18 protein-coding genes are annotated in these 18,551 nt (G+C 57.5%); 11 read left to right on the forward strand and 7 right to left on the reverse strand.

Annotated elements, in window-relative coordinates; translation table 11 throughout:
• Positions 1 to 86: 86 nt before the first annotated feature.
• Both fur and fldA read right to left on the reverse strand, forming a co-directional pair.
• Positions 87 to 533 carry a ferric iron uptake transcriptional regulator gene (fur, locus tag I6N93_RS05425; protein WP_026738955.1) on the reverse strand — a complete coding sequence of 149 codons (447 nt, stop codon included), beginning with the start codon at positions 531 to 533 and terminating at the stop codon, positions 87 to 89.
• Between the two features lie 344 nt (positions 534 to 877).
• Positions 878 to 1,390, reverse strand: coding sequence for a flavodoxin FldA (gene fldA / locus I6N93_RS05430; protein ID WP_085685631.1), 513 nt, complete (start codon positions 1,388 to 1,390; stop codon positions 878 to 880).
• 388 nt (positions 1,391 to 1,778) lie between these two features.
• Between fldA and I6N93_RS05435 the strand changes: the two genes are divergently transcribed.
• On the forward strand, positions 1,779 to 3,452 hold the full coding sequence (locus I6N93_RS05435; RefSeq protein WP_085685629.1) for a methyl-accepting chemotaxis protein: 1,674 nt from the start codon (positions 1,779 to 1,781) through the stop codon (positions 3,450 to 3,452).
• 180 nt (positions 3,453 to 3,632) lie between these two features.
• Here I6N93_RS05435 and ybfE read toward each other — a convergent pair whose 3' ends face one another.
• Together ybfE and ybfF are read right to left on the reverse strand one after the other, a co-directional pair.
• Positions 3,633 to 3,914, reverse strand: coding sequence for a LexA regulated protein (gene ybfE, locus I6N93_RS05440; RefSeq protein ID WP_085685627.1), 282 nt, complete (start codon positions 3,912 to 3,914; stop codon positions 3,633 to 3,635).
• 180 nt (positions 3,915 to 4,094) lie between these two features.
• Positions 4,095 to 4,862 carry an esterase gene (gene ybfF / locus I6N93_RS05445; protein ID WP_085685625.1) on the reverse strand — a complete coding sequence of 256 codons (768 nt, stop codon included), beginning with the start codon at positions 4,860 to 4,862 and terminating at the stop codon, positions 4,095 to 4,097.
• A gap of 219 nt (positions 4,863 to 5,081) precedes the next feature.
• Between ybfF and seqA the strand changes: the two genes are divergently transcribed.
• Both seqA and pgm read left to right on the forward strand, forming a co-directional pair.
• Positions 5,082 to 5,618: a replication initiation negative regulator SeqA gene (gene seqA / locus I6N93_RS05450; protein ID WP_085685654.1), complete on the forward strand. Its 537-nt coding sequence runs from the start codon at positions 5,082 to 5,084 to the stop codon at positions 5,616 to 5,618.
• Between the two features lie 24 nt (positions 5,619 to 5,642).
• Positions 5,643 to 7,286: a phosphoglucomutase (alpha-D-glucose-1,6-bisphosphate-dependent) gene (pgm, locus tag I6N93_RS05455; RefSeq protein ID WP_085685623.1), complete on the forward strand. Its 1,644-nt coding sequence runs from the start codon at positions 5,643 to 5,645 to the stop codon at positions 7,284 to 7,286.
• Between the two features lie 264 nt (positions 7,287 to 7,550).
• Here pgm and I6N93_RS05460 read toward each other — a convergent pair whose 3' ends face one another.
• The 3 genes from I6N93_RS05460 to kdpD form a co-directional block, all read right to left on the reverse strand.
• Complete coding sequence (locus I6N93_RS05460) at positions 7,551 to 7,979, reverse strand: EamA family transporter (RefSeq protein WP_085685621.1); 429 nt, start codon at positions 7,977 to 7,979, stop codon at positions 7,551 to 7,553.
• Positions 7,980 to 8,041: 62 nt separating this feature from the next.
• Positions 8,042 to 8,722: a two-component system response regulator KdpE gene (gene kdpE, locus I6N93_RS05465; protein ID WP_085685619.1), complete on the reverse strand. Its 681-nt coding sequence runs from the start codon at positions 8,720 to 8,722 to the stop codon at positions 8,042 to 8,044.
• A gap of 17 nt (positions 8,723 to 8,739) precedes the next feature.
• Entirely contained in the window at positions 8,740 to 11,457 is a 2,718-nt protein-coding gene (kdpD, locus tag I6N93_RS05470) for a two-component system sensor histidine kinase KdpD (protein WP_085685617.1), read from the reverse strand.
• Positions 11,458 to 11,751: 294 nt separating this feature from the next.
• Here kdpD and I6N93_RS05475 point away from each other — a divergent pair, with 294 nt between their 5' ends.
• The 8 genes from I6N93_RS05475 (at position 11,752) to nei (ending at position 18,481) form a co-directional block, all read left to right on the forward strand.
• A complete protein-coding gene (locus tag I6N93_RS05475; protein ID WP_085685615.1) occupies positions 11,752 to 11,958 on the forward strand; it encodes a YbfA family protein in 207 nt (68 codons plus the stop codon).
• A 146-nt stretch (positions 11,959 to 12,104) separates the two neighbouring features.
• The gene (locus I6N93_RS05480) at positions 12,105 to 13,064 is read left to right on the forward strand and encodes a YbgA family protein (RefSeq protein WP_085685613.1); all 960 of its coding nucleotides are present in this window, start codon (positions 12,105 to 12,107) and stop codon (positions 13,062 to 13,064) included.
• A 22-nt stretch (positions 13,065 to 13,086) separates the two neighbouring features.
• A complete protein-coding gene (gene phrB / locus I6N93_RS05485; protein ID WP_085685611.1) occupies positions 13,087 to 14,511 on the forward strand; it encodes a deoxyribodipyrimidine photo-lyase in 1,425 nt (474 codons plus the stop codon).
• 23 nt (positions 14,512 to 14,534) lie between these two features.
• Positions 14,535 to 15,278 (forward strand): type 2 GTP cyclohydrolase I, encoded by a 744-nt coding sequence (locus I6N93_RS05490; protein WP_085685609.1) that lies wholly within the window; start codon positions 14,535 to 14,537, stop codon positions 15,276 to 15,278.
• A 76-nt stretch (positions 15,279 to 15,354) separates the two neighbouring features.
• Positions 15,355 to 16,011: a 5-oxoprolinase subunit PxpB gene (pxpB, locus tag I6N93_RS05495; protein WP_085685607.1), complete on the forward strand. Its 657-nt coding sequence runs from the start codon at positions 15,355 to 15,357 to the stop codon at positions 16,009 to 16,011.
• Positions 16,005 to 16,934: a 5-oxoprolinase subunit PxpC gene (gene pxpC / locus I6N93_RS05500; protein WP_085685605.1), complete on the forward strand. Its 930-nt coding sequence runs from the start codon at positions 16,005 to 16,007 to the stop codon at positions 16,932 to 16,934. Before pxpB ends, pxpC begins: the two co-directional genes overlap by 7 nt.
• Positions 16,924 to 17,661 (forward strand): 5-oxoprolinase subunit PxpA, encoded by a 738-nt coding sequence (pxpA, locus tag I6N93_RS05505; protein WP_085685603.1) that lies wholly within the window; start codon positions 16,924 to 16,926, stop codon positions 17,659 to 17,661. Before pxpC ends, pxpA begins: the two co-directional genes overlap by 11 nt.
• 28 nt (positions 17,662 to 17,689) lie before the next feature.
• Positions 17,690 to 18,481, forward strand: coding sequence for an endonuclease VIII (gene nei, locus I6N93_RS05510; RefSeq protein WP_085685601.1), 792 nt, complete (start codon positions 17,690 to 17,692; stop codon positions 18,479 to 18,481).
• The last annotated feature ends 70 nt before the right edge of the window (positions 18,482 to 18,551 follow it).

The following is an 18,551-nucleotide window of genomic DNA, read 5'->3' on the forward strand; positions in this document are numbered from 1 at the left end:
CTTTATCGTGCCCGAATAAAGAAAAAAGAAAACCGCCGTGGCGGTTTTCTTTTTTTGTGAATCATTTTTTCTGATTAGAAGAGGAATCAGTTCCCTTCGTGCAGTTTTTCGTCTTCACGGCAGTTGCCGGAGCTGCAGTGGCCGTACAGGTACAGACTGTGGTTAGTCAGTTTGATACCGTGGCGCTCTGAAATCTCACGCTGGCGAGCTTCAATGGATTCATCGCTAAATTCAATGACGCGTCCGCAGTCTAGACAAATCAGATGATCGTGATGCTGTTGCTGAGTCAGCTCGAAAACTGATTTTCCGCCCTCAAAGTTGTGACGAGTAACGATACCGGCGTCATCGAACTGGTTTAGCACGCGATAAACGGTAGCCAGGCCAATTTCCTCTCCCATATCAATCAGTTTTTTATACAAATCTTCCGCACTGACGTGATGGCAAGTTGGGTCCTGCAGGACTTCCAGGATTTTAAGACGAGGAAGGGTTACTTTCAGGCCGGCCTTCTTTAATGCGGTGTTGTTGTCAGTCATGCGGATTTAGTCCTGTTACTCTACTTTCATCAAGGGAGGCTAACTAGCCTAATATCATCGGTCGGCTCAAACATGTTTATTCGTCTCAATTATAGAACTGCATAGGCGAAATGAAAACCGCAGAACCGTAACCATATCAGGCTTACCCATCGGTGAGAGGGACGGCGCAACGCCGTTTTAAAAGCGAAAAATGGTGAGAAACCAGCTAACCGAAGGGGGTATTGTACCGCGCAAAGCGGAAAAGTTAAAAAAATGTATCTATATTTATGACAGGTTTTACCTATTGATACGGCTCCGACACAAACTTGTGCCGGGCCGCAACGGGGAGAACTGATCTAAAATGCTTACAAATTCAGCTCAGAACTGATTTGTTTAACCCATGCGCTCACGCGCTCCTCGGTCAGCTCCGGCTGACGGTCTTCATCAATCGCCAGGCCGATGAAGTGGTTGTCGTCAGCCAGACCTTTCGAGGCTTCGAAGTAGTAACCTTCGGTAGACCAGTTACCGACGATGGTCGCGCCGCGCGGTTCGATAATATCGCGCAAGGTGCCCATGGCATCACAGAAATACTCGGCATAGTCTTCCTGATCGCCGCATCCAAAGAGCGCTACGCGCTTTCCGGCGAAATCGATGTCTTCCAGCGTCGGAAAGAAATCGTCCCAGTCACACTGTGCTTCCCCGTAATACCAGGTTGGAATGCCCAGCAGCAGAATGTCGAAACGCTCAAGATCTTCTTTGCTGCTTTTGGCGATGTCATGGACTTCTGCGACATCGGAGCCCAGCTGCTGTTGGATTGCCTTGGCAATGTTTTCGGTATTGCCAGTATCGCTGCCGAAGAAAATACCTATAAGTGCCATGGATAATATAACCTCTTGATTCCTATTGATATGGTGCCTGAGCTACCACAGATCGGATAATGATAGCAGACCCTTTCTGAGGGAGAAACTTGTATCTGCCGGTGCCTCGACTCTCTCTGCCCTCGCGGTGATTTTTTATGTCATAGATATTTTTGTAATTTTTTTAATCTACTATCTTATTGAAAAACTTTAACTAAATATTATTTCTGGTTTTTTTCTTATTTTTGCGAAGTCTGTCCTCTAAATTTTTGTCCGATATTGACGATGGTGAACACTGAGCGCTTTGTCAGTGACGCCCAATCAGCACCGTGCTTTCCCTTAACAAAGGCGCTTCAGCCAGTCTTAGTTACACCAAACTTAATCTTTTGCTTCGGCAGGGAGTTTTGATATGCGATTGCTGAGAAATATTGCTATCCGTACGGCATTACTGTGGGTGTTGGGCACTTTCTGTGTGTTGTGGGGCGCGGTTTCGGCTTACACCTTCTATTCATTCCATGCGATGACCCAAACATCGCACACCAGCACGCTCCTGGTTAAAAATATGAACCTAGTCAACACGGGGAACGATCAGTATTTTCGTATGGTGACTCGACTGGCCAGATCGGTGGACTATCGTCGGTCGGGCGATATCGCCAATGCGGACAAAGAGCAGCGGTCTGCAGCGGAAGCGCTCAATAATATGAAAGAGGGTTTGGTGGCGTTCAAACAGATCGACCACGCCGGCATGGACAGTTCTTTGGCTGATGCGGTGGCCAACGACTGGACGAATCTTATCCAAAATGGCGTAGAGCCGATGTTCCAACGCGCGGCTGCCTCTGCGCTGGATGAGTATCAGGAATATGCTAAAACGACCGTCCCTGCGTTAAGTCGTCAGTTCGGCATTTCTGTTACGGCGTTCAACAAAGCGGGCGCTGAGAAGTTTAGCGCAGCGGGCGAGCGTTTCAACCGTCTGACTTTCATTGGCCAGACTATCCTGGTAGCGGGACTGATAGCGGGCATATTAATGTTGCTGTTCACCGATCGTTATCTGGTCAAATATTTGATGCGCCCTCTCAACGAACTTCGCGACTACTTCCAGATCATCGCCGCCGGGCGGTTGGGTAAACCGATCGTGGACTTCGGCAACAACTGCGTGGGCAAACTGTTCCCTCTGCTGCGCGATATGCAGGGCAGCCTGGCTAATACGGTCAGCACCATCCGCAGCAGCGCCGAATCCATTTATCAGGGCGTGGCGGAAATCGCCGCTGGCAACAATGACCTCTCGGCGCGCACGGAGTCTCAGGCCTCCGCGCTTGAAGAGAGCGCGGCCAGTATGGAGCAGTTAACGTCGACGGTGAAACAGAACGCCGAGAACGCCGGGCATGCGCGTCAGCTGGCGCAGCAGGCTTCGGTCACGGCCCACAAGGGTGGAGAACTGGTCGACAACGTGGTGAAAACCATGTCTGAAATTGCCAGCAGCTCCAAGAAGATTGCTGAAATCACCACGGTGATTAACGGGATTGCATTCCAGACCAACATTCTGGCGCTGAACGCCGCAGTGGAAGCGGCCCGCGCCGGAGAACAAGGGCGTGGTTTCGCCGTCGTCGCGGGGGAAGTGCGTAATCTGGCTCAGCGAAGCGCGCAGGCGGCCAAGGAGATCGAACATCTGATTTCCGATTCGGTACGCAGCGTCGATTCCGGATCGTCGCAGGTCGCGGACGCAGGAACGACCATGAGCGAAATAGTCCGCTCCGTATCGAACGTGACCGATATCATGGCGGAAATTGCCACGGCGTCCGAGGAGCAAAGTAAAGGGATTGCTCAGGCAGGGCAGGCGATTGCGGAAATGGATGGCGTCACACAGCAGAACGCCGCGTTAGTTGAAGAAGCGTCCGCCGCCGCGCGCTCGCTGGAAGAGCAGGCGGCTCTGCTGACGCAGGCCGTGTCGGTCTTCCGCCTGACGGAATCGTCGGCCAAAGACGCGCCCGTAGTTCATAGCCGTGAGGTAAAATCGGCCGCTCCCGCGCCTGCGTTAAAAGCACTCCCATCAGGGAAATCGGCGGATAACTGGGAAAAATTCTAACCAAGCCACGCGATTTCACACGCTAGCAGCTATGCCTGTTACCCTTATCGTCGCCGCGAGGAGCGCGATGATAAGGGCGGATTGGGAATTAGACTGAAAGATGTGCGGAGCGTGGGAGTCAGTGAACGTCGTAATGAAAACAATAAATTCGGGGCGTCTCTGACGACGCGTTATGTGCGATCAACGTGTTGCGCCTGCCAGCTGCGATAGCAAAATTTGCTCGATGAGCTCACTTCGGCTGATCTTTTTCTCTTCCGCCAACGCGTTGAGAATATCGACCGCTTCTGCGTTAATTTTCAGCTCAACCCGCCTTAACCCACGATTTTTGTCTCGTCTCAGCTGATTGCGCTTGTTGATTCTCAGCTGTTCATCTCGTGAAAGCGGATTGGTTTTCGGACGGCCCGGACGACGCTCATCAGCGAAAAGATCCGGCGTGGTGCGATCCGTTTGTTCTTTTGCCATAGGTAGTGGTACTGCAAAGATTCGGACCAAAAGGCGCATTTTATCTGCGACATTTTGATGATGTGGTTAACAATGCCAGTGGCTAGAAAGCCGACCCTTCAGTGCGTAAAGCGGGCGACATGATACCCCAGCGGAACCAGCCGCGACAATGGTTTACTGGTGTCGCGGCGAACGGTTGGGTTAACTCTGGGCCATAAAACGGTGTATTGCCCGCAGCACGGCCTCGGGTTTTTCTGCATGGACCCAATGCCCTGCGCCTGCGATGGCATAAGCCGTCGCACCGGGAAACTGGCGCAGCAGCGCATCGCGATAGCGGCGATCCAGATAAGGCGAATTCTCTCCGCGAATGAACAGAATGGGGTGCGCCCAGACGGGGACGTCCTGCCAGCCTGAAATGGCCTCGTACTGGTCCCATAAAACCGGCACGTTGAATCGCCACGCTCCCTGAGCAAATGACTTCAGCAGGAACTGAATTACGCCATCGTCGGCGATGCTTTCGCGCATCAATTCCGCAGCGGCAGTACGTTGTGTAATCCCGGCGGCGCTGACGGCTCTTAGCGCGGCAAAGATGTCGTCGTGTCGTCGACTGTGATAATGCACCGGCGCAATATCAATCGCGACGATGCGCTCAATGCGATCCGGAATCAGCGCGCTCAGCGCCATGGCGACTTTACCGCCCATGGAGTGGCCGATCACCATGACACGATCCAGCGCCAGTTCGTCCAGCAGATCCACGACATCTTGCGCCATATCCTGATACTGCATGGAGGGATCGCGTGGAGACAACCCGTGGTTACGCAGATCGATCTGTAAAATATCGTGTTGATTTTGCAGATTGCGGGCTAATACGCCAAGATTATCCAGGTTGCCGAACAGGCCGTGAATGAGAATAACCGGAAGCTGCTGCTGAGGCAGTTGTGCGTTTTGCCAGCGATAATTCAATTTCATAGTGAAGTTCATTCAGGGAGACGTTTGCTTAGGGTATCATGAGATTATCCTGCGATCTCGCAGTGCCATGAACGTTCGCCTCTGGCGACCCTCCATGCGCAAAGGCATCACTCAGCCTAATCTGACTTTATGCGGATACCCCCGTTTGCTGCTGTTCGCGGGAGAAAGGTAACTTTATACTCCCTGATGATTGAAGAAATAAAACCGTACTGGATGAAGATGAAAACTATTGAGGTCGACGAAGAGCTTTATCGTTATATTGCCAGCCATACCCAGCATATTGGCGAAAGCGCATCAGACATTTTACGGCGCATGCTGAAATTCAGCGCCGGACAGGTTGCACAGACAGCCCCCTCCAAAGCTGCGGCGGCTGAACAGCCGGCGGCGGCGATTCAACCCAGCCCGCGAGACCGGGTGAGAGCGCTCCGCGAGCTGCTGTTATCAGACGAATACGCTGAGAAGAATAAAGCGATCAACCGCTTCATGTTGATATTGTCCACGTTGTATGACTTGTCACCTGCTGAATTCAGCGCGGCGACCGAGTCGCTCCACGGCCGGACCCGCGTTTACTTTGCCGGTGACGAGCATACGCTGCTGCAAAATGGCACGCACACTAAACCCAAACATATTCAGGGCACGCCATACTGGGTTATCACGAATACCAATACGGGTCGTAAACGAAGCATGGTCGAACACATCATGCAATCGATGCAGTTCCCGCCGGAGCTGATTGAGAAAGTCTGCGGCACCCTCTAAATCACGCGTCAGGAAAACAAGGTAATGGCTAATCACCCGAGAGCTGGACAACCTACCCGGCAGAGCGACTTGATTAACGTCGCGCAGTTGACGTCACAGTATTACGTGTTGCAACCGGACCCTGCCAATCCGGCCCATGCCGTGAAATTCGGCACCTCTGGTCATCGCGGTAGCGCCGCGCGTCACAGTTTCAATGAAGCGCATATTCTGGCTATTGCACAGGCCATCGCCGAAGAGCGCCGTCGTCAGGGAATTAGCGGCCCTTGTTACGTGGGTAAAGACACGCATGCGTTGTCTGAACCCGCGTTTATTTCCGTTCTGGAAGTGCTGACGGCGAACGGTGTGGACGTGATTATCCAGCAGGATAACGGCTTCACCCCAACGCCGGCGGTCTCCAACGCGATTTTGACGCACAACCGCAACGGCGGCGCACTGGCAGATGGCATTGTCATTACGCCGTCGCACAACCCGCCGGAAGACGGCGGCATCAAGTACAATCCCCCCAATGGCGGTCCCGCAGACACCAATCTGACCAGCGTGATTGAAAAGCGCGCCAACGCGTTGCTGGCAGAAGCATTGTGCGGCGTTAAGCGTCAGACCATGGACGCGGCCAAACAGGGCGCTCATCTTCACGAACAGGATCTGGTGCAGGCCTACGTGGAAAGGCTGGGCGATGTCGTCGATATGGCGGCCATCCAGCGCGCCGGGCTGAAGTTGGGCGTCGATCCTCTGGGCGGTTCCGGTATCGCTTACTGGCAGCGGATCGCCGAACACTACCAACTGGATCTGACCATGGTCAACGACGAAGTTGATCAGACGTTCCGCTTTATGACGCTGGATCACGACGGCGTCATCCGTATGGACTGCTCATCGGAGTTCGCCATGGCCGGGCTGCTGGCGCTGCGCGACAAGTTCGATCTGGCCTTCGCCAACGATCCGGACTATGACCGCCACGGCATCGTGACTCCCGCCGGGCTGATGAATCCGAATCATTACCTTGCCGTCGCTATCAACTATCTGTTCCAGCATCGTCCGCAGTGGAGCGACAGTGTCGCAGTCGGCAAAACGCTGGTGTCCAGTGCGATGATCGACCGGGTCGTCAACGATCTGGGACGCAAGCTGGTGGAAGTACCGGTCGGCTTCAAATGGTTTGTCGATGGGTTGTTCGACGGCAGTCTGGGCTTCGGCGGCGAGGAAAGCGCGGGCGCGTCCTTCCTGCGCTTTGACACTCAGCCGTGGTCGACTGACAAAGACGGCATCATCATGTGTCTGCTGGCGGCGGAGATCACGGCAGTGACCGGTAAGAACCCGCAGCAGCACTATGATGAATTGGCGAAACGCTTCGGTGCGCCTAGCTATAACCGTATTCAGGCACCGGCCACGCATGCGCAAAAAGCCGCGTTGTCCAGGCTGTCGCCGGAGCAGGTCTCCGCGAGTACGCTGGCGGGTGATCCGATTACCGCGCGCCTGACCACCGCGCCGGGCAATGGCGCGTCTATCGGTGGGCTGAAGGTGATGACGAATAACGGCTGGTTTGCCGCGCGTCCTTCCGGTACGGAAGAAGCCTACAAAATCTACTGTGAAAGTTTCCTCGGCGACGAACATCTACGGAAAATTGAAAAAGAAGCGGTAGAGATTGTCAGCGAAGTGCTGAACAACGCGAAATAACGCTCTCGACAACGAGAAGTCAAAAAAGGCACCGAAGAGGGTGCCTTTTTGTTATTCGACGCAGCCTCAACGACGGGGAGCGTAGCCCGTCGTTTGGGGCGGACGCGGTATCAACGATTATGCGAATGTCTCGTCCGGACGAACCTGTCCGCCTACCGTGTTTACCGTGTTGCAGAGGGGGTCGAGCGTCTCCGTTTCTTATGTCGGGGGGGCGGCCCGCTGTGACGAACAGACCGATGTTATCGAGCAACGGGCCGCTTGCCGTTATCCCAATGCGACCAGCAGCGCGTCGGCTGAGATCAGCGCGACGCCCACGCCCGCCAGCAGAGATATCTTTTCCCCCAGCAGGATCACCGCCAAAATCACGGCAAAGACGACGCTCAGTTTATCTATCGGGGCGACCTGCGCTACCGAGCCGTTTTTGAGCGCCATGAAGTAGAACAGCCATGACATGGCTCCGGCAACGCCGCTGAGGACGATGAACAGCATGGCTTTATGCTGCGTCAGCATCGATCCTACCAGGCCCAGTTTGCCTTGCGCGACGACAACGCCGACCAGGAACAGGGCCATGATGACGGCGCGCACGGCGGTCGCCGTATTGGCGTCCGACTGTTGCAGTCCCACTTTACCGAATATCGCAACCAGCGCGGCGCACAGCGCGGATAGCAGTGCATAGATCAACCAGCTACTCATGACTCTTTTCCCGCTCAGAAATAAGCGAGAATGCTACTCCTGCCTCATGGGAAAGGCTATCTTCAGGGGATGAAGCGATAGCCGACGGCGGTCTCCGTAACCAGGTGCCGTGGGCGGGCGGGGTCCAGCTCCAGTTTTTGGCGCAGGTGTCCCATATAGATGCGCAGGTAGTGGCCGTTTTCCACCGCGTTGGGTCCCCAGACGTCGTTCAGCAATTGGCGCTGCGTCAAGACTTTGCCGGGATTGGCGACCAGCAGGGACAATAGGCGGAACTCGGTGGGAGTGAGATGCAGCGTTTCGCCGTTGCGGATCACCTGACGGTCGAGCAGATCGACACTGACGTCGCCGAACGTCACCTTCGGGCTCTCCTGACGCGACAGGGTAAACCGGCGCTGTGCGACGCGCAGCCGGGCCAGCAGTTCTCCAATGCCAAAGGGTTTTGTCAGAAAATCGTCGGCGCCAGCATCCAGCGCCGCGATTTTATCTTGTTCATCGCTGCGGGCGGACAGGACGATAATCGGGATGCTGCTCCACTGGCGCAGGTCGTGAATATAATCGATGCCGTTGCCGTCCGGCAGTCCCAGATCGAGGATAATCAGCGACGGCTTGCGGGTGGCGGCCTCAAGCAGGCCGCGCTGTAGCGTATCGGCCTCAAAGACATGACACCCTTCCGCTTCGAGCGCTTGCCGCACGAAGCGCCGTATCTCTTTTTCATCTTCTACGATCAATACGTTGGTAAGCACCTGCGTGGTGACTCCTCTTATTCAGGTTCCAGATCCGGCGGGGTTATCAGCGGCAGTGTGAAGTGAAACACGGCGCCGCCGCCTTCGGCATTCGTCGCCCAGATTTTTCCGCCGTGAATGGCGACGATGGCCCGACAGATAGCCAGCCCCAAGCCTACACCAGGAATGGCGGACTCCGGATGTCCGCGGGCGAATTTATCGAAAATCATCTTAGCCTTGTCGGGGTCGATGCCCGGTCCGTTGTCCTGCACGCGCACTTCGACGTCGCGTTCGCCGGTTGCCGTGACGATCGGCAGAGCGGAGAGCGTGATGGCCGCCCGGTTGCCCGCGTACTTGACGGCATTCTCCAAAAGGTTGATCAGCACCCGTTCTATCAGGGTGGCATCGCAGTAGACCAGCATCAGTTCTTGCGGCAGCGCCAGCGTCACGTCTGGCGCGTCTTCGCCATTTTCCAGATGGCGCAGTGCGCTGTCCGCCAGCTCCTGAAGGGACTGCCAGGCTTTGCGGGGATGGAAACCGTCCGACTGGAGACGAGCCATATCCAGCAGATTATTGACCAGCCGCGTCGTGTTCTGGATCTGCCGTCCGATCTGGCCGGCCTGAGAAGCATAAGGGGACGCCTGTGCGCTCAGATTACGCGTCAGAATTTCCGCCTGGCCGGACAGCACCGTCAACGGCGTTCTCAGATCGTGAGACAGCGCGGACAGCAGCGAGTTGCGCAACTGCTCGCGCTCGGTGTCGAGACGTGCTTTCTCGGCGCTTTGGATGAGATGCAGCCGTTCCAGCGCATTGGCGATCAATACCGTGCAGGTCTCCAGCATGCGCTGCTGTTCGGGGATCATCAGTTGGCGCGCATGCAGCGGCTCAAGCGCGATGACGCCGAACGTCAGCTGCGGCGTCGACAGCGGCTGAATCTGGTAGGGAACGCCGGGCAGGGTACGTGTTCCATAGCCCGCCGGCGCATGATGGTCGAAGCTCCAGCGTGCGATAGCCGGATCGACGATAAGCGGTTCTTGCGTTTGCGCCGAGACGGGCTTCAGTTCGGCCGTCGGCGAGGACGGCGGATCTGCCAGCCAGATCGCGGCGCGAGCCTGAAACGTCGAGCCAAGATAGTGATGGCTGGCGGCGGCGATATCTTCCACGGTCAGGCTGCGGTTAAGCGCGTTGGACATCTCGTACAGATGGCGCATGCGCTGTTCACGGTAGCGGGCGACGCGCGCCTGATAGCGCACGTCAGCGGTCAGGCTGCCCACCAGAATGCCGACACTGAGCATCACGATAAACGTGACCAGATACTGTGCATCGGCCACGGCCAGTTTGCCGCGAGGCGCGACGAAGCAGAGATCGAAGGCGATGACGTTGATCAGCGCGGCAAAAACCGAGGGCCAACGTCCGAAAAACAGCGCGACGATCGCCACGCCGAGCAGGTAAATCATCACCAGATTGACCGGTTCGAGCATGGAAAATGGAGACCACAGCGCCAGCAGCGTGATTGCGGCGCACAGGGCAATCGCCAGCGCGCAGCCATACAGCTGACGCCGCCATTTTTCGGTGAGACTCCGGTTGTCTTCCGGTTTGACCTGCGGGGAAGAGGGCTCATCCTGAACGGAAACCACCACCAGATCGAGATCGGGTCCCAATAGCCCCAGCTTCTCGGCGAAACGCGCCCGACGCCAGCGATTCCATCGGCGATCCGTGTGACGACCAATTACGATTTTGCCGAGATTATGTTCGCGTGCGTAACGGAGGATGGCGTTTTCCACGGAGGGATCGGACAAGGTGGCCGTTTCTGCTCCCAAATCCTGCGCCAGCTTCAACGCGCGCAGGATGGCCCGGCGACGGGATTCAGGCAGTCGGTGTAACCGGGGCGTTTCCACGTACACCGCGTGCCAGACGCCGCCCAACCGCGCCGCCAGCCGGGCGGCGGTCCGCACCAGTTTTTCATTACCCGCGTCCTGACCGATGCAGAGCAGAATCGCATCGCGGGTATGCCATACGCGCTCGTCGCCCTGAAGGTCGCGCATCGCCCGCACCTGGTCGTCCACGCGGTCAGCCAGCCGACGCAGGGCCAGCTCACGCAGCGCAACGAGATTGCCCTTGCGGAAGAAATGTTCGATGGCGCGCTCCGCCTGTTGCGGAAGATAAACCTTGCCTTCATGCAGGCGTTGGCGCAGGTCGTCCGGCGGCAAATCCACCAGCACGACTTCCTCCGCGTCGTCAAAGAACGGATCGGGCAGGGTTTCGCGTACGCGAATACCGGTGATCCCGCCCACCACATCATTAAGGCTTTCCAGATGTTGTACGTTGACCGTTGTGAAAACATCGATCCCGGCTTCCAAGAGCTCCTGCACATCCTGCCAGCGTTTAGGATGACGACTTCCGCGCAGGTTACTGTGGGCCAGTTCGTCTACGAGGATCAGCGCAGGCTCCCGCGCCAGCGCGGCGTCCAGGTCAAACTCCTCATGATCTCTGCCCGCCGCGCCGATTTTTTTCCCCGGCAACTGCGGCAACCCGTCTAACTGCGCGAGGGTCTCTACACGCCCGTGGGTTTCCACCACGCCGACCAGCACATCCAGCCCCTGCTCCTTGAGACGCCGCGCTTCTTGCAGCATCGCATAGGTTTTCCCGACGCCCGCGCTGGCACCGAAAAAAATCTTCAGTTTTCCCCGCGGGGATTCTCCAAGCTGGGACAGCAACGTATCCGGGTCGGGACGACGCGGTTCCTCATTGGTCATGAACAGTCCTTATCGCCAGGGCTCAGTGAATCATGGGTTGGGTCTAACAGTAATACCTAAGCGGCGGCGTTTCCGCCAGAGCCAGACGTCTCCGGCGTTTATTCGCGGGTGGCAAAAGTCAGCTTTTTTATCATCGTCAGGCCGGTTACTTCACAAATTTTTAGGATAAATGCGGCCTGGATTTCTGGTCGGATGAGTAGCTAACCGGGCGCAAAGGAGGTAGAGTTTTAACCTGTTGCAGTGACGCGTTCATCACCCGCGGGAGTGCCTCCCGCGCATCGTATGACTCGGAGGATGGCCATGTCTTACGCTTACCCGTTCCACCGTATTGTTCTGCGCCGCAGCGCGGTTGTGATTATTGGTCTGCTGGCGTTGCCGGTGATGCTGTTCCGTCGCGATCGCGCTCGTTTCTACAGTTATCTGCATCGAGTGTGGTTAAAAACCAGCGACGAGCCGGTGTGGCATAGGCAGTCAGAACACGCAGCCGGCCACTTCTACTGACCGTAGGCTGTCGCCGTCACCTTCCTGTCGTCTCCTTCGCGTCTGACATCGTCAGGCGCGACGGCATGATTTTCCTCATCTTTCTCATGAGTTGTCTGTAAATCCGCTATGCTATTGAGATAGCAATTTATTTGATGAGGCACCTCATGTCGAACTCGTTAATTCCCGTTGGCATAAGCGCCTGCTTGCTGGGAAATCAGGTCCGTTTCGATGGTGGGCATAAGCGCTTTGGGTTTGCTGCGGACCAACTCACCCCCTATTTCAGCTTTGAGCCGATCTGCCCTGAGATTGCGGTCGGGTTGCCGACCCCTCGTCCAGCGCTGCGCCTGGTCAAGAATGAACACGATGAGATCGCGTTGCAGGCCAGCAATGGCGGGGATCTGGACGTCACCGAGGACATGCACGCCTTCTCGGCAAGCAAGGTGAGCGAACTGGGGCATCTGTGCGGCTATATCGTCTGCGCCAAATCCCCCAGTTGTGGGATGGAGCGAGTACGCGTGTATGACGCCGACCAGAAAAATGCGCGGCGAAGCGGCGTCGGGCTCTTTACCGAACACCTGACGGCCGCCATGTCGTGGCTGCCCGTCGAAGAGAACGGCCGCCTGAATGACGCGGTGCTGCGCGAGAATTTCATCGAGCGGGTTTTCGCGTTGCACGAGTTAAATCAGCTGTGGCAGCGGGGGCTTACCCGCGGGCGGATAATGGCGTTTCACAGCCGTTACAAGCTGCTGCTGCTGGCGCACTCCCAGCTGGAATATCGCACGCTGGGGCGCTTTGTCGCCACGATGGATCAGTGGGCGTCTCTTGAAGCATTCATTGAGGAATACCGGCTGCGCTTGATGTCGCTGCTTTCAAATCCGGCGACCCGCCGCAATCACACCAACGTGCTTATGCATGTGCAGGGTTATTTCCGCAATCAGCTGAATGCTTCACAGCGCCAGGAACTGACCCAGTTGATCGACCGCTATCGTCAAGGGGTACAGCCGCTGCTCGCTCCGATTACGCTCTTGCGCCACTATCTGTCCGAATATCCGGACGACTATCTCGAGCAGCAGCGCTATTTCGCGCCGTATCCCGAAGCGTTGCGCTTGCGGTACGGCTACTAGTTTGTTGTCACAAGGACTTGTTATGGCTACGCACCTGGTCTGGTTTCGCCACGATTTACGCCTAAGCGATAATCTCGCTCTCCACGCCGCCTGTCAGGATAAAAAAGCCCGTGTTATCGGGCTGCTCATCGCCACGCCCCGGCAGTGGGCGAACCATAAGATGTCTGAGCGTCAGGCCGCGTTTATGTTCGAAAACCTGCAACGGCTACAGCAGTCTCTGCACGATAAAGGCATCCCGCTGTACTATCAGCAGTGCGGCGACTTTAACGACAGCGTCGCGGCGCTGGTGGATTTTTGCCAGCGCGAGCAGGTGACGCAGCTGTTCTACAACTATCAGTACGAGCTAAATGAACGCCAGCGTGACAGAAAGATGGAGCAGGCGCTGGACGGGAAAGTCGTCTGTCAGGGCTTTGATGACAGTCTGCTGCTGCCGCCCGGCAGCGTGATGACGGGCGACGGCAAGATGTATCGCGTCTTCACGCCGTTCAGTAAAGCGTTCGTTAAACGGTTGCAGCAAAGCGAAATCGCCTGCGTATCAGCGCCGGCCGAGCGCGGCAAGACGACGGACGATGTCCCGCCGGTGAAGCCGTTTGACTATCCGACAATTGCCGTGTCCGACGATTTTCCGGCCGGAGAGGAAGCCGCGCAGCAGCGGTTGCGTCAGTTCTGCCGCCACAAAGCCAACAACTATGCTTCCCAGCGTGACATCCCCGCCGCGCCTGGAACCAGCCAACTATCGCCGTATCTGGCGATCGGCGTCATCTCGCCGCGGCAGTGTCTCGAAGGGCTGCTGGCCGAGTACCCTGATGCGTTGCGTCAGCCTGACGGCGGCGCTTTTGTCTGGTTCAACGAACTCATCTGGCGCGAGTTCTATCGTCACTTGATGGTCTATAGCCCCGAGCTGTGCCGCCATCAGCCGTTTATTACCTGGACGAAACAGGTCGAGTGGCGGGACGATCCCAAAGGACTCAAGGCCTGGCAGGAGGGCTGCACCGGCTATCCCATCGTGGACGCGGGCATGCGCCAGCTTAATCGCACGGGTTGGATGCACAACCGGCTTCGTATGATCTGCGCCAGTTTCCTCATTAAGGATCTGCTGATTGACTGGCGTGAGGGAGAGCGGTATTTCATGAGCCAACTGGTGGACGGCGATCTGGCCGCCAACAACGGCGGCTGGCAGTGGGCGGCGTCGACGGGGACTGACTCTGCGCCTTACTTCCGTATCTTCAATCCGACCACGCAGGGTGAACGCTTCGACCCGGACGGCGATTTTATCCGGCACTGGGTGCCGGCGCTGGAGAAGGTTCCTGGTAAGGCGATTCATCACCCGCTGCGATGGGCGGAGCAGCAAGGGCGTAAGCTCGACTACCCGGCGCCTATCGTCGACCATAAACAGGCGAGAACCCGCACGCTGGCGGCGTTCGAGGCCGCAAAGAACAAACAATAAATTATCAGGGAGCCGTTGTACCTATGCGTAATACCGAACTGGAAACCGTCATTGACCGATTTCTGAATGTGTCCGCTTTTTCCGACTATGCCCCGAATGGGCTGCAGGTCGAAGGCCGTCGCGATGTACAACGCATCGTCACCGGGGTGACGGCGTGTCAGGCGTTGTTGGACGCCGCCGTGGCGCAGCAGGCCGATGCGGTACTGGTGCATCACGGCTATTTCTGGAAAAGCGAACCGGCCGTGATACGCGGTATGAAACGTCGGCGTTTGAAAACGCTGTTGGCCAACGACATAAATCTGTACGGCTATCACCTGCCGCTGGATGCGCACCCCGAAATCGGCAACAACGCCTGTTTGGCGAACATGCTGAATATCACGACGCTGGGCGAGATTGAATCGCTGCTGCCTTATGGCGAGCTGCAGCAGCCGCAGAGCGGCGATGAGCTGCGCCAGCAGTTGGAAGAGGCGTTAGGACGCTCGGTGCTGCACTGCGGCGATCATGCTCCGGCAATGATCAGACGGGTTGCCTGGTGTACCGGCGGCGGGCAGGGGTTTATCGATCAGGCCGCCGCTTTCGGGGTGGATGCGTTCATTACCGGCGAAGTGTCTGAGAAAACGGTGCATAGCGCGCGAGAAATGGGGCTTCACTTTTATGCGGCTGGACATCACGCGACGGAGCGAGCGGGGATCCGCGAACTGGGCGAATGGCTGGCGCAGCAGCACGGCTTTGACGTGACCTTTATCGATATTCCTAACCCGGCCTAATCGATCGTCACCGCGAGGGATGAGGCTGGGCGACGGCGATGCGGCGTCACAGCGGAGGTTTTCAGGGGAGGTTAGGATGCAACAGGTTCGCTGTTATCTGCTGGGAGAAAGTGCGGTGGTGCTCGAGTTGGCGCCACCGGCCGCGCTGCAAAGTCAGCAGCGTATCTGGGCCCTCGCGGAGCGTTTGGGCGGAGAGAGCGGGGTAAAAGAAGTGATCCCCGGAATGAACAATCTGACCGTGGTTCTGGCGCAGCCGGTGTTTGCACCGACGGCCGTGTTAGCCCAGCTTCGTCATGCCTGGGATGAAAGCGCGGCGCGGCCTCAGGTCTCGCGGGATATCGACATTCCGGTGATCTACGGCGGGACGCACGGGCCGGATTTGGCGCATGTCGCGGCGCACAGCGGGATGACGCCGCGTCAGGTCGTTGAGTGCCATGCCGCCACGCGCTATGTCGTTTACTTCATCGGTTTTCAGCCCGGCTTCGCCTATTTGGGCGATTTAGATGTACGGCTGCATACCCCGCGGCGTACAGAACCTCGCTTGAAAGTACCTGCTGGCTCCGTCGGCATCGGCGGCCATCAGACCGGTATTTATCCTTTATCTACCCCCGGCGGTTGGCAACTGATCGGCCGTACCGAACTTTCGCTGTTCACGCCCGAATCGACGCCGCCGACGTTGCTGCGTCCGGGCGATCGGGTGCGCTTCGTTCCACAGCGGGAGGGACTATGCTGACGATTATTCGGGCGGGTTTACAAACCACGGTTCAGGACGCGGGTCGGTTCGGCTATCGCCAGTTCGGCATCGGTCAATGCGGCGCGCTGGATATGCCCGCGCTGAGCATCGCCAACCTGCTGGTGGGCAACAAGGCCGAGACGGCCGCGCTGGAAATCACGCTCGGCCAGTTTACGGCCAAATTCAACCGCCGCTGTTGGATCGCGCTGAGCGGGGCGGACGCGCGCGCGGAGCTGAACGGTCAAACCCTGTGGACCGGATGGCGCTATCTGGTCGAGCCGGGACAGACGCTGCATCTGGGGATGCCGCGACGTGGTATGCGCAGCTATCTGGCGATTTCCGGCGGCATCGACGTGCCTGAAGTGCTGGGGTCGCGCAGCACCGATCTCAAAGCGGCATTCGGCGGCTTGGCGGGACGTCCGGTGGCGGACGGCGATCGTCTGCCCTTAGGCGCGCCACAGCGGCTACCCGGCAAGCCGATCGGCATAAAACAGCTGCTGTTCCACAACCGGGTTCGGGTCTTGACGGGGCCGGAGTATCAGGAGTTCAGCGAAGCCGCGCATGATAAGTTTTGGAGCACCGGCTGGCAGTTGAGCCCCCAGAGCAACAGGATGGGATATCGGTTGCAGGGGGCGGAGCTGGAGCGCGTTTCCCACCGCGAGATATTATCTCACGGTGTTTTACCAGGGGTAATTCAGGTGCCACATAACGGCAAACCGATCGTCCTGATGTCGGACGCTCAGACGACTGGCGGCTATCCATGCATCGCCAGCGTGATCGCCGCCGATCTTTACCACCTGGCGCAGATCCGTCTGGGAGAATCGGTGCATTTCATTCACTGTTCGCTGTCTGAGGCTCGGCAGGCATGGCTGACCCAACAGCGCTATCTGGAACAACTGGCTTGGAGGCTACATGGTGATTGACTTGAACGCGGATCTGGGAGAAGGCGGGAAACATGACGAGGCGCTGTTGCAGTTGATCAGCTCAGCCAATATCGCCTGCGGCTTTCATGCCGGCGATGCGCAGACGATGCATCGTTCGGTGCGCTCGGCCATCAAATACGGCGTCACCATCGGTGCGCATCCGGGCTATCCCGACCGGGAACATTTTGGTCGCCGGGCGTTGCAGCTTACGCCCGACGTAGTCTTTGCTCAGGTGGTTTATCAGGTGGGTGCCCTGGCGGCCTTAGTCAAAGCGGAGGGCGCACGCATGTTCCACGTGAAGCCCCACGGCATGCTTTACAATCAGGCTGCGAAAGATCCGCAGCTGGCGGATGCGATCGCCAGAGCGGTCAAGGTCGTCGATCCTTTGCTGCATCTGGTCGGCCTGGCGGGCAGCGAGCTGATTAACGCGGGTAAACGGTACGGGTTAAAGACGCGCGAGGAAGTGTTCGCCGACCGCAGTTATCAGGCCGACGGCACGCTGGTGCCGCGCGATCAGAGCAGCGCGTTGATCACCAGCGACGAACTGGCGCTGGCGCAAACGCTGGAGATGATCCAACGCCAGCGGGTGCGCGCCACCGACGGCAGTTGGGTGCCGGTGAAAGCCGATACGGTGTGCCTGCACGGCGACGGCGAGCACGCACTGCAGTTCGCCAGCAAGCTGCATCACAGTTTCGCGCAGTACGGCATTTATATCGCCGCCTGCTGAGAAAAGACTATCAACGGGAGCGAGAGTTATGCCGGAAGGCCCTGAAATCCGCCGCGCGGCCGATATGCTGTCGGCGGCCATCGCCGGGAAAACGCTGACCGCTGCCTGGTTTGCGTTTCCCGCATTGAAAATCTATGAACATCGACTGGCGGGCGCGCATGTGACGCAGATTGTGACTCGAGGCAAGGCCTTGCTGACCTGTTTTTCCAACGATTGTGTGCTGTACAGCCACAATCAGCTGTACGGCGTTTGGCGCGTGGGCCTTCCCGAAACGTTGCCGGAAACCAAACGCGACCTGCGCGTTCGGCTGACGACGGCCGATAGCGCCGTGTCTTTGTATAGCGCGTCGGATATCGACATACTGACCACGGACCAACTGGCGACGCATCCTTTCTTGCAACGCATCGGACCGGACGTGCTTGATATGACGGTGACGGCTGAACAGGTGCAGGAACGGCTGTTATCGCCCCGTTTCCGTCGTCGTCAGTTTAGCGGGTTGTTGCTGGATCAGACTTTCCTGGCCGGACTCGGGAACTATCTTCGTGCGGAAATCCTGTGGCAGGCCGAGCTGGCGCCGCAGCATCGAGCCGCAGATTTGTCGCCACAACAATTGGCGGTCCTCAGTCAGGCTCTGCTGGAGATTCCTCGTTTGTCGTATCTGACGCGCGGCGAAGGGGATGAACGACGACATCACGGCGCCGTGTTCCGCTTTCGCGTTTTCCACCGCGCCGGTAAACCGTGCGAGCGCTGCGGTCATCTCATCGAGCGTTCGGTGCTGTCGTCGAGACCGTTCTACTGCTGTTCCCACTGCCAGCGTTAGGTGAGGTACGGCGTGTGATGGGCAGGAAATAGTGCGTGTGGCATCTGTTTGAGGGCGGGGCTTTATTGAT

The organism is Lonsdalea populi (genome assembly GCF_015999465.1).
GTDB lineage: Bacteria > Pseudomonadota > Gammaproteobacteria > Enterobacterales > Enterobacteriaceae > Lonsdalea > Lonsdalea populi.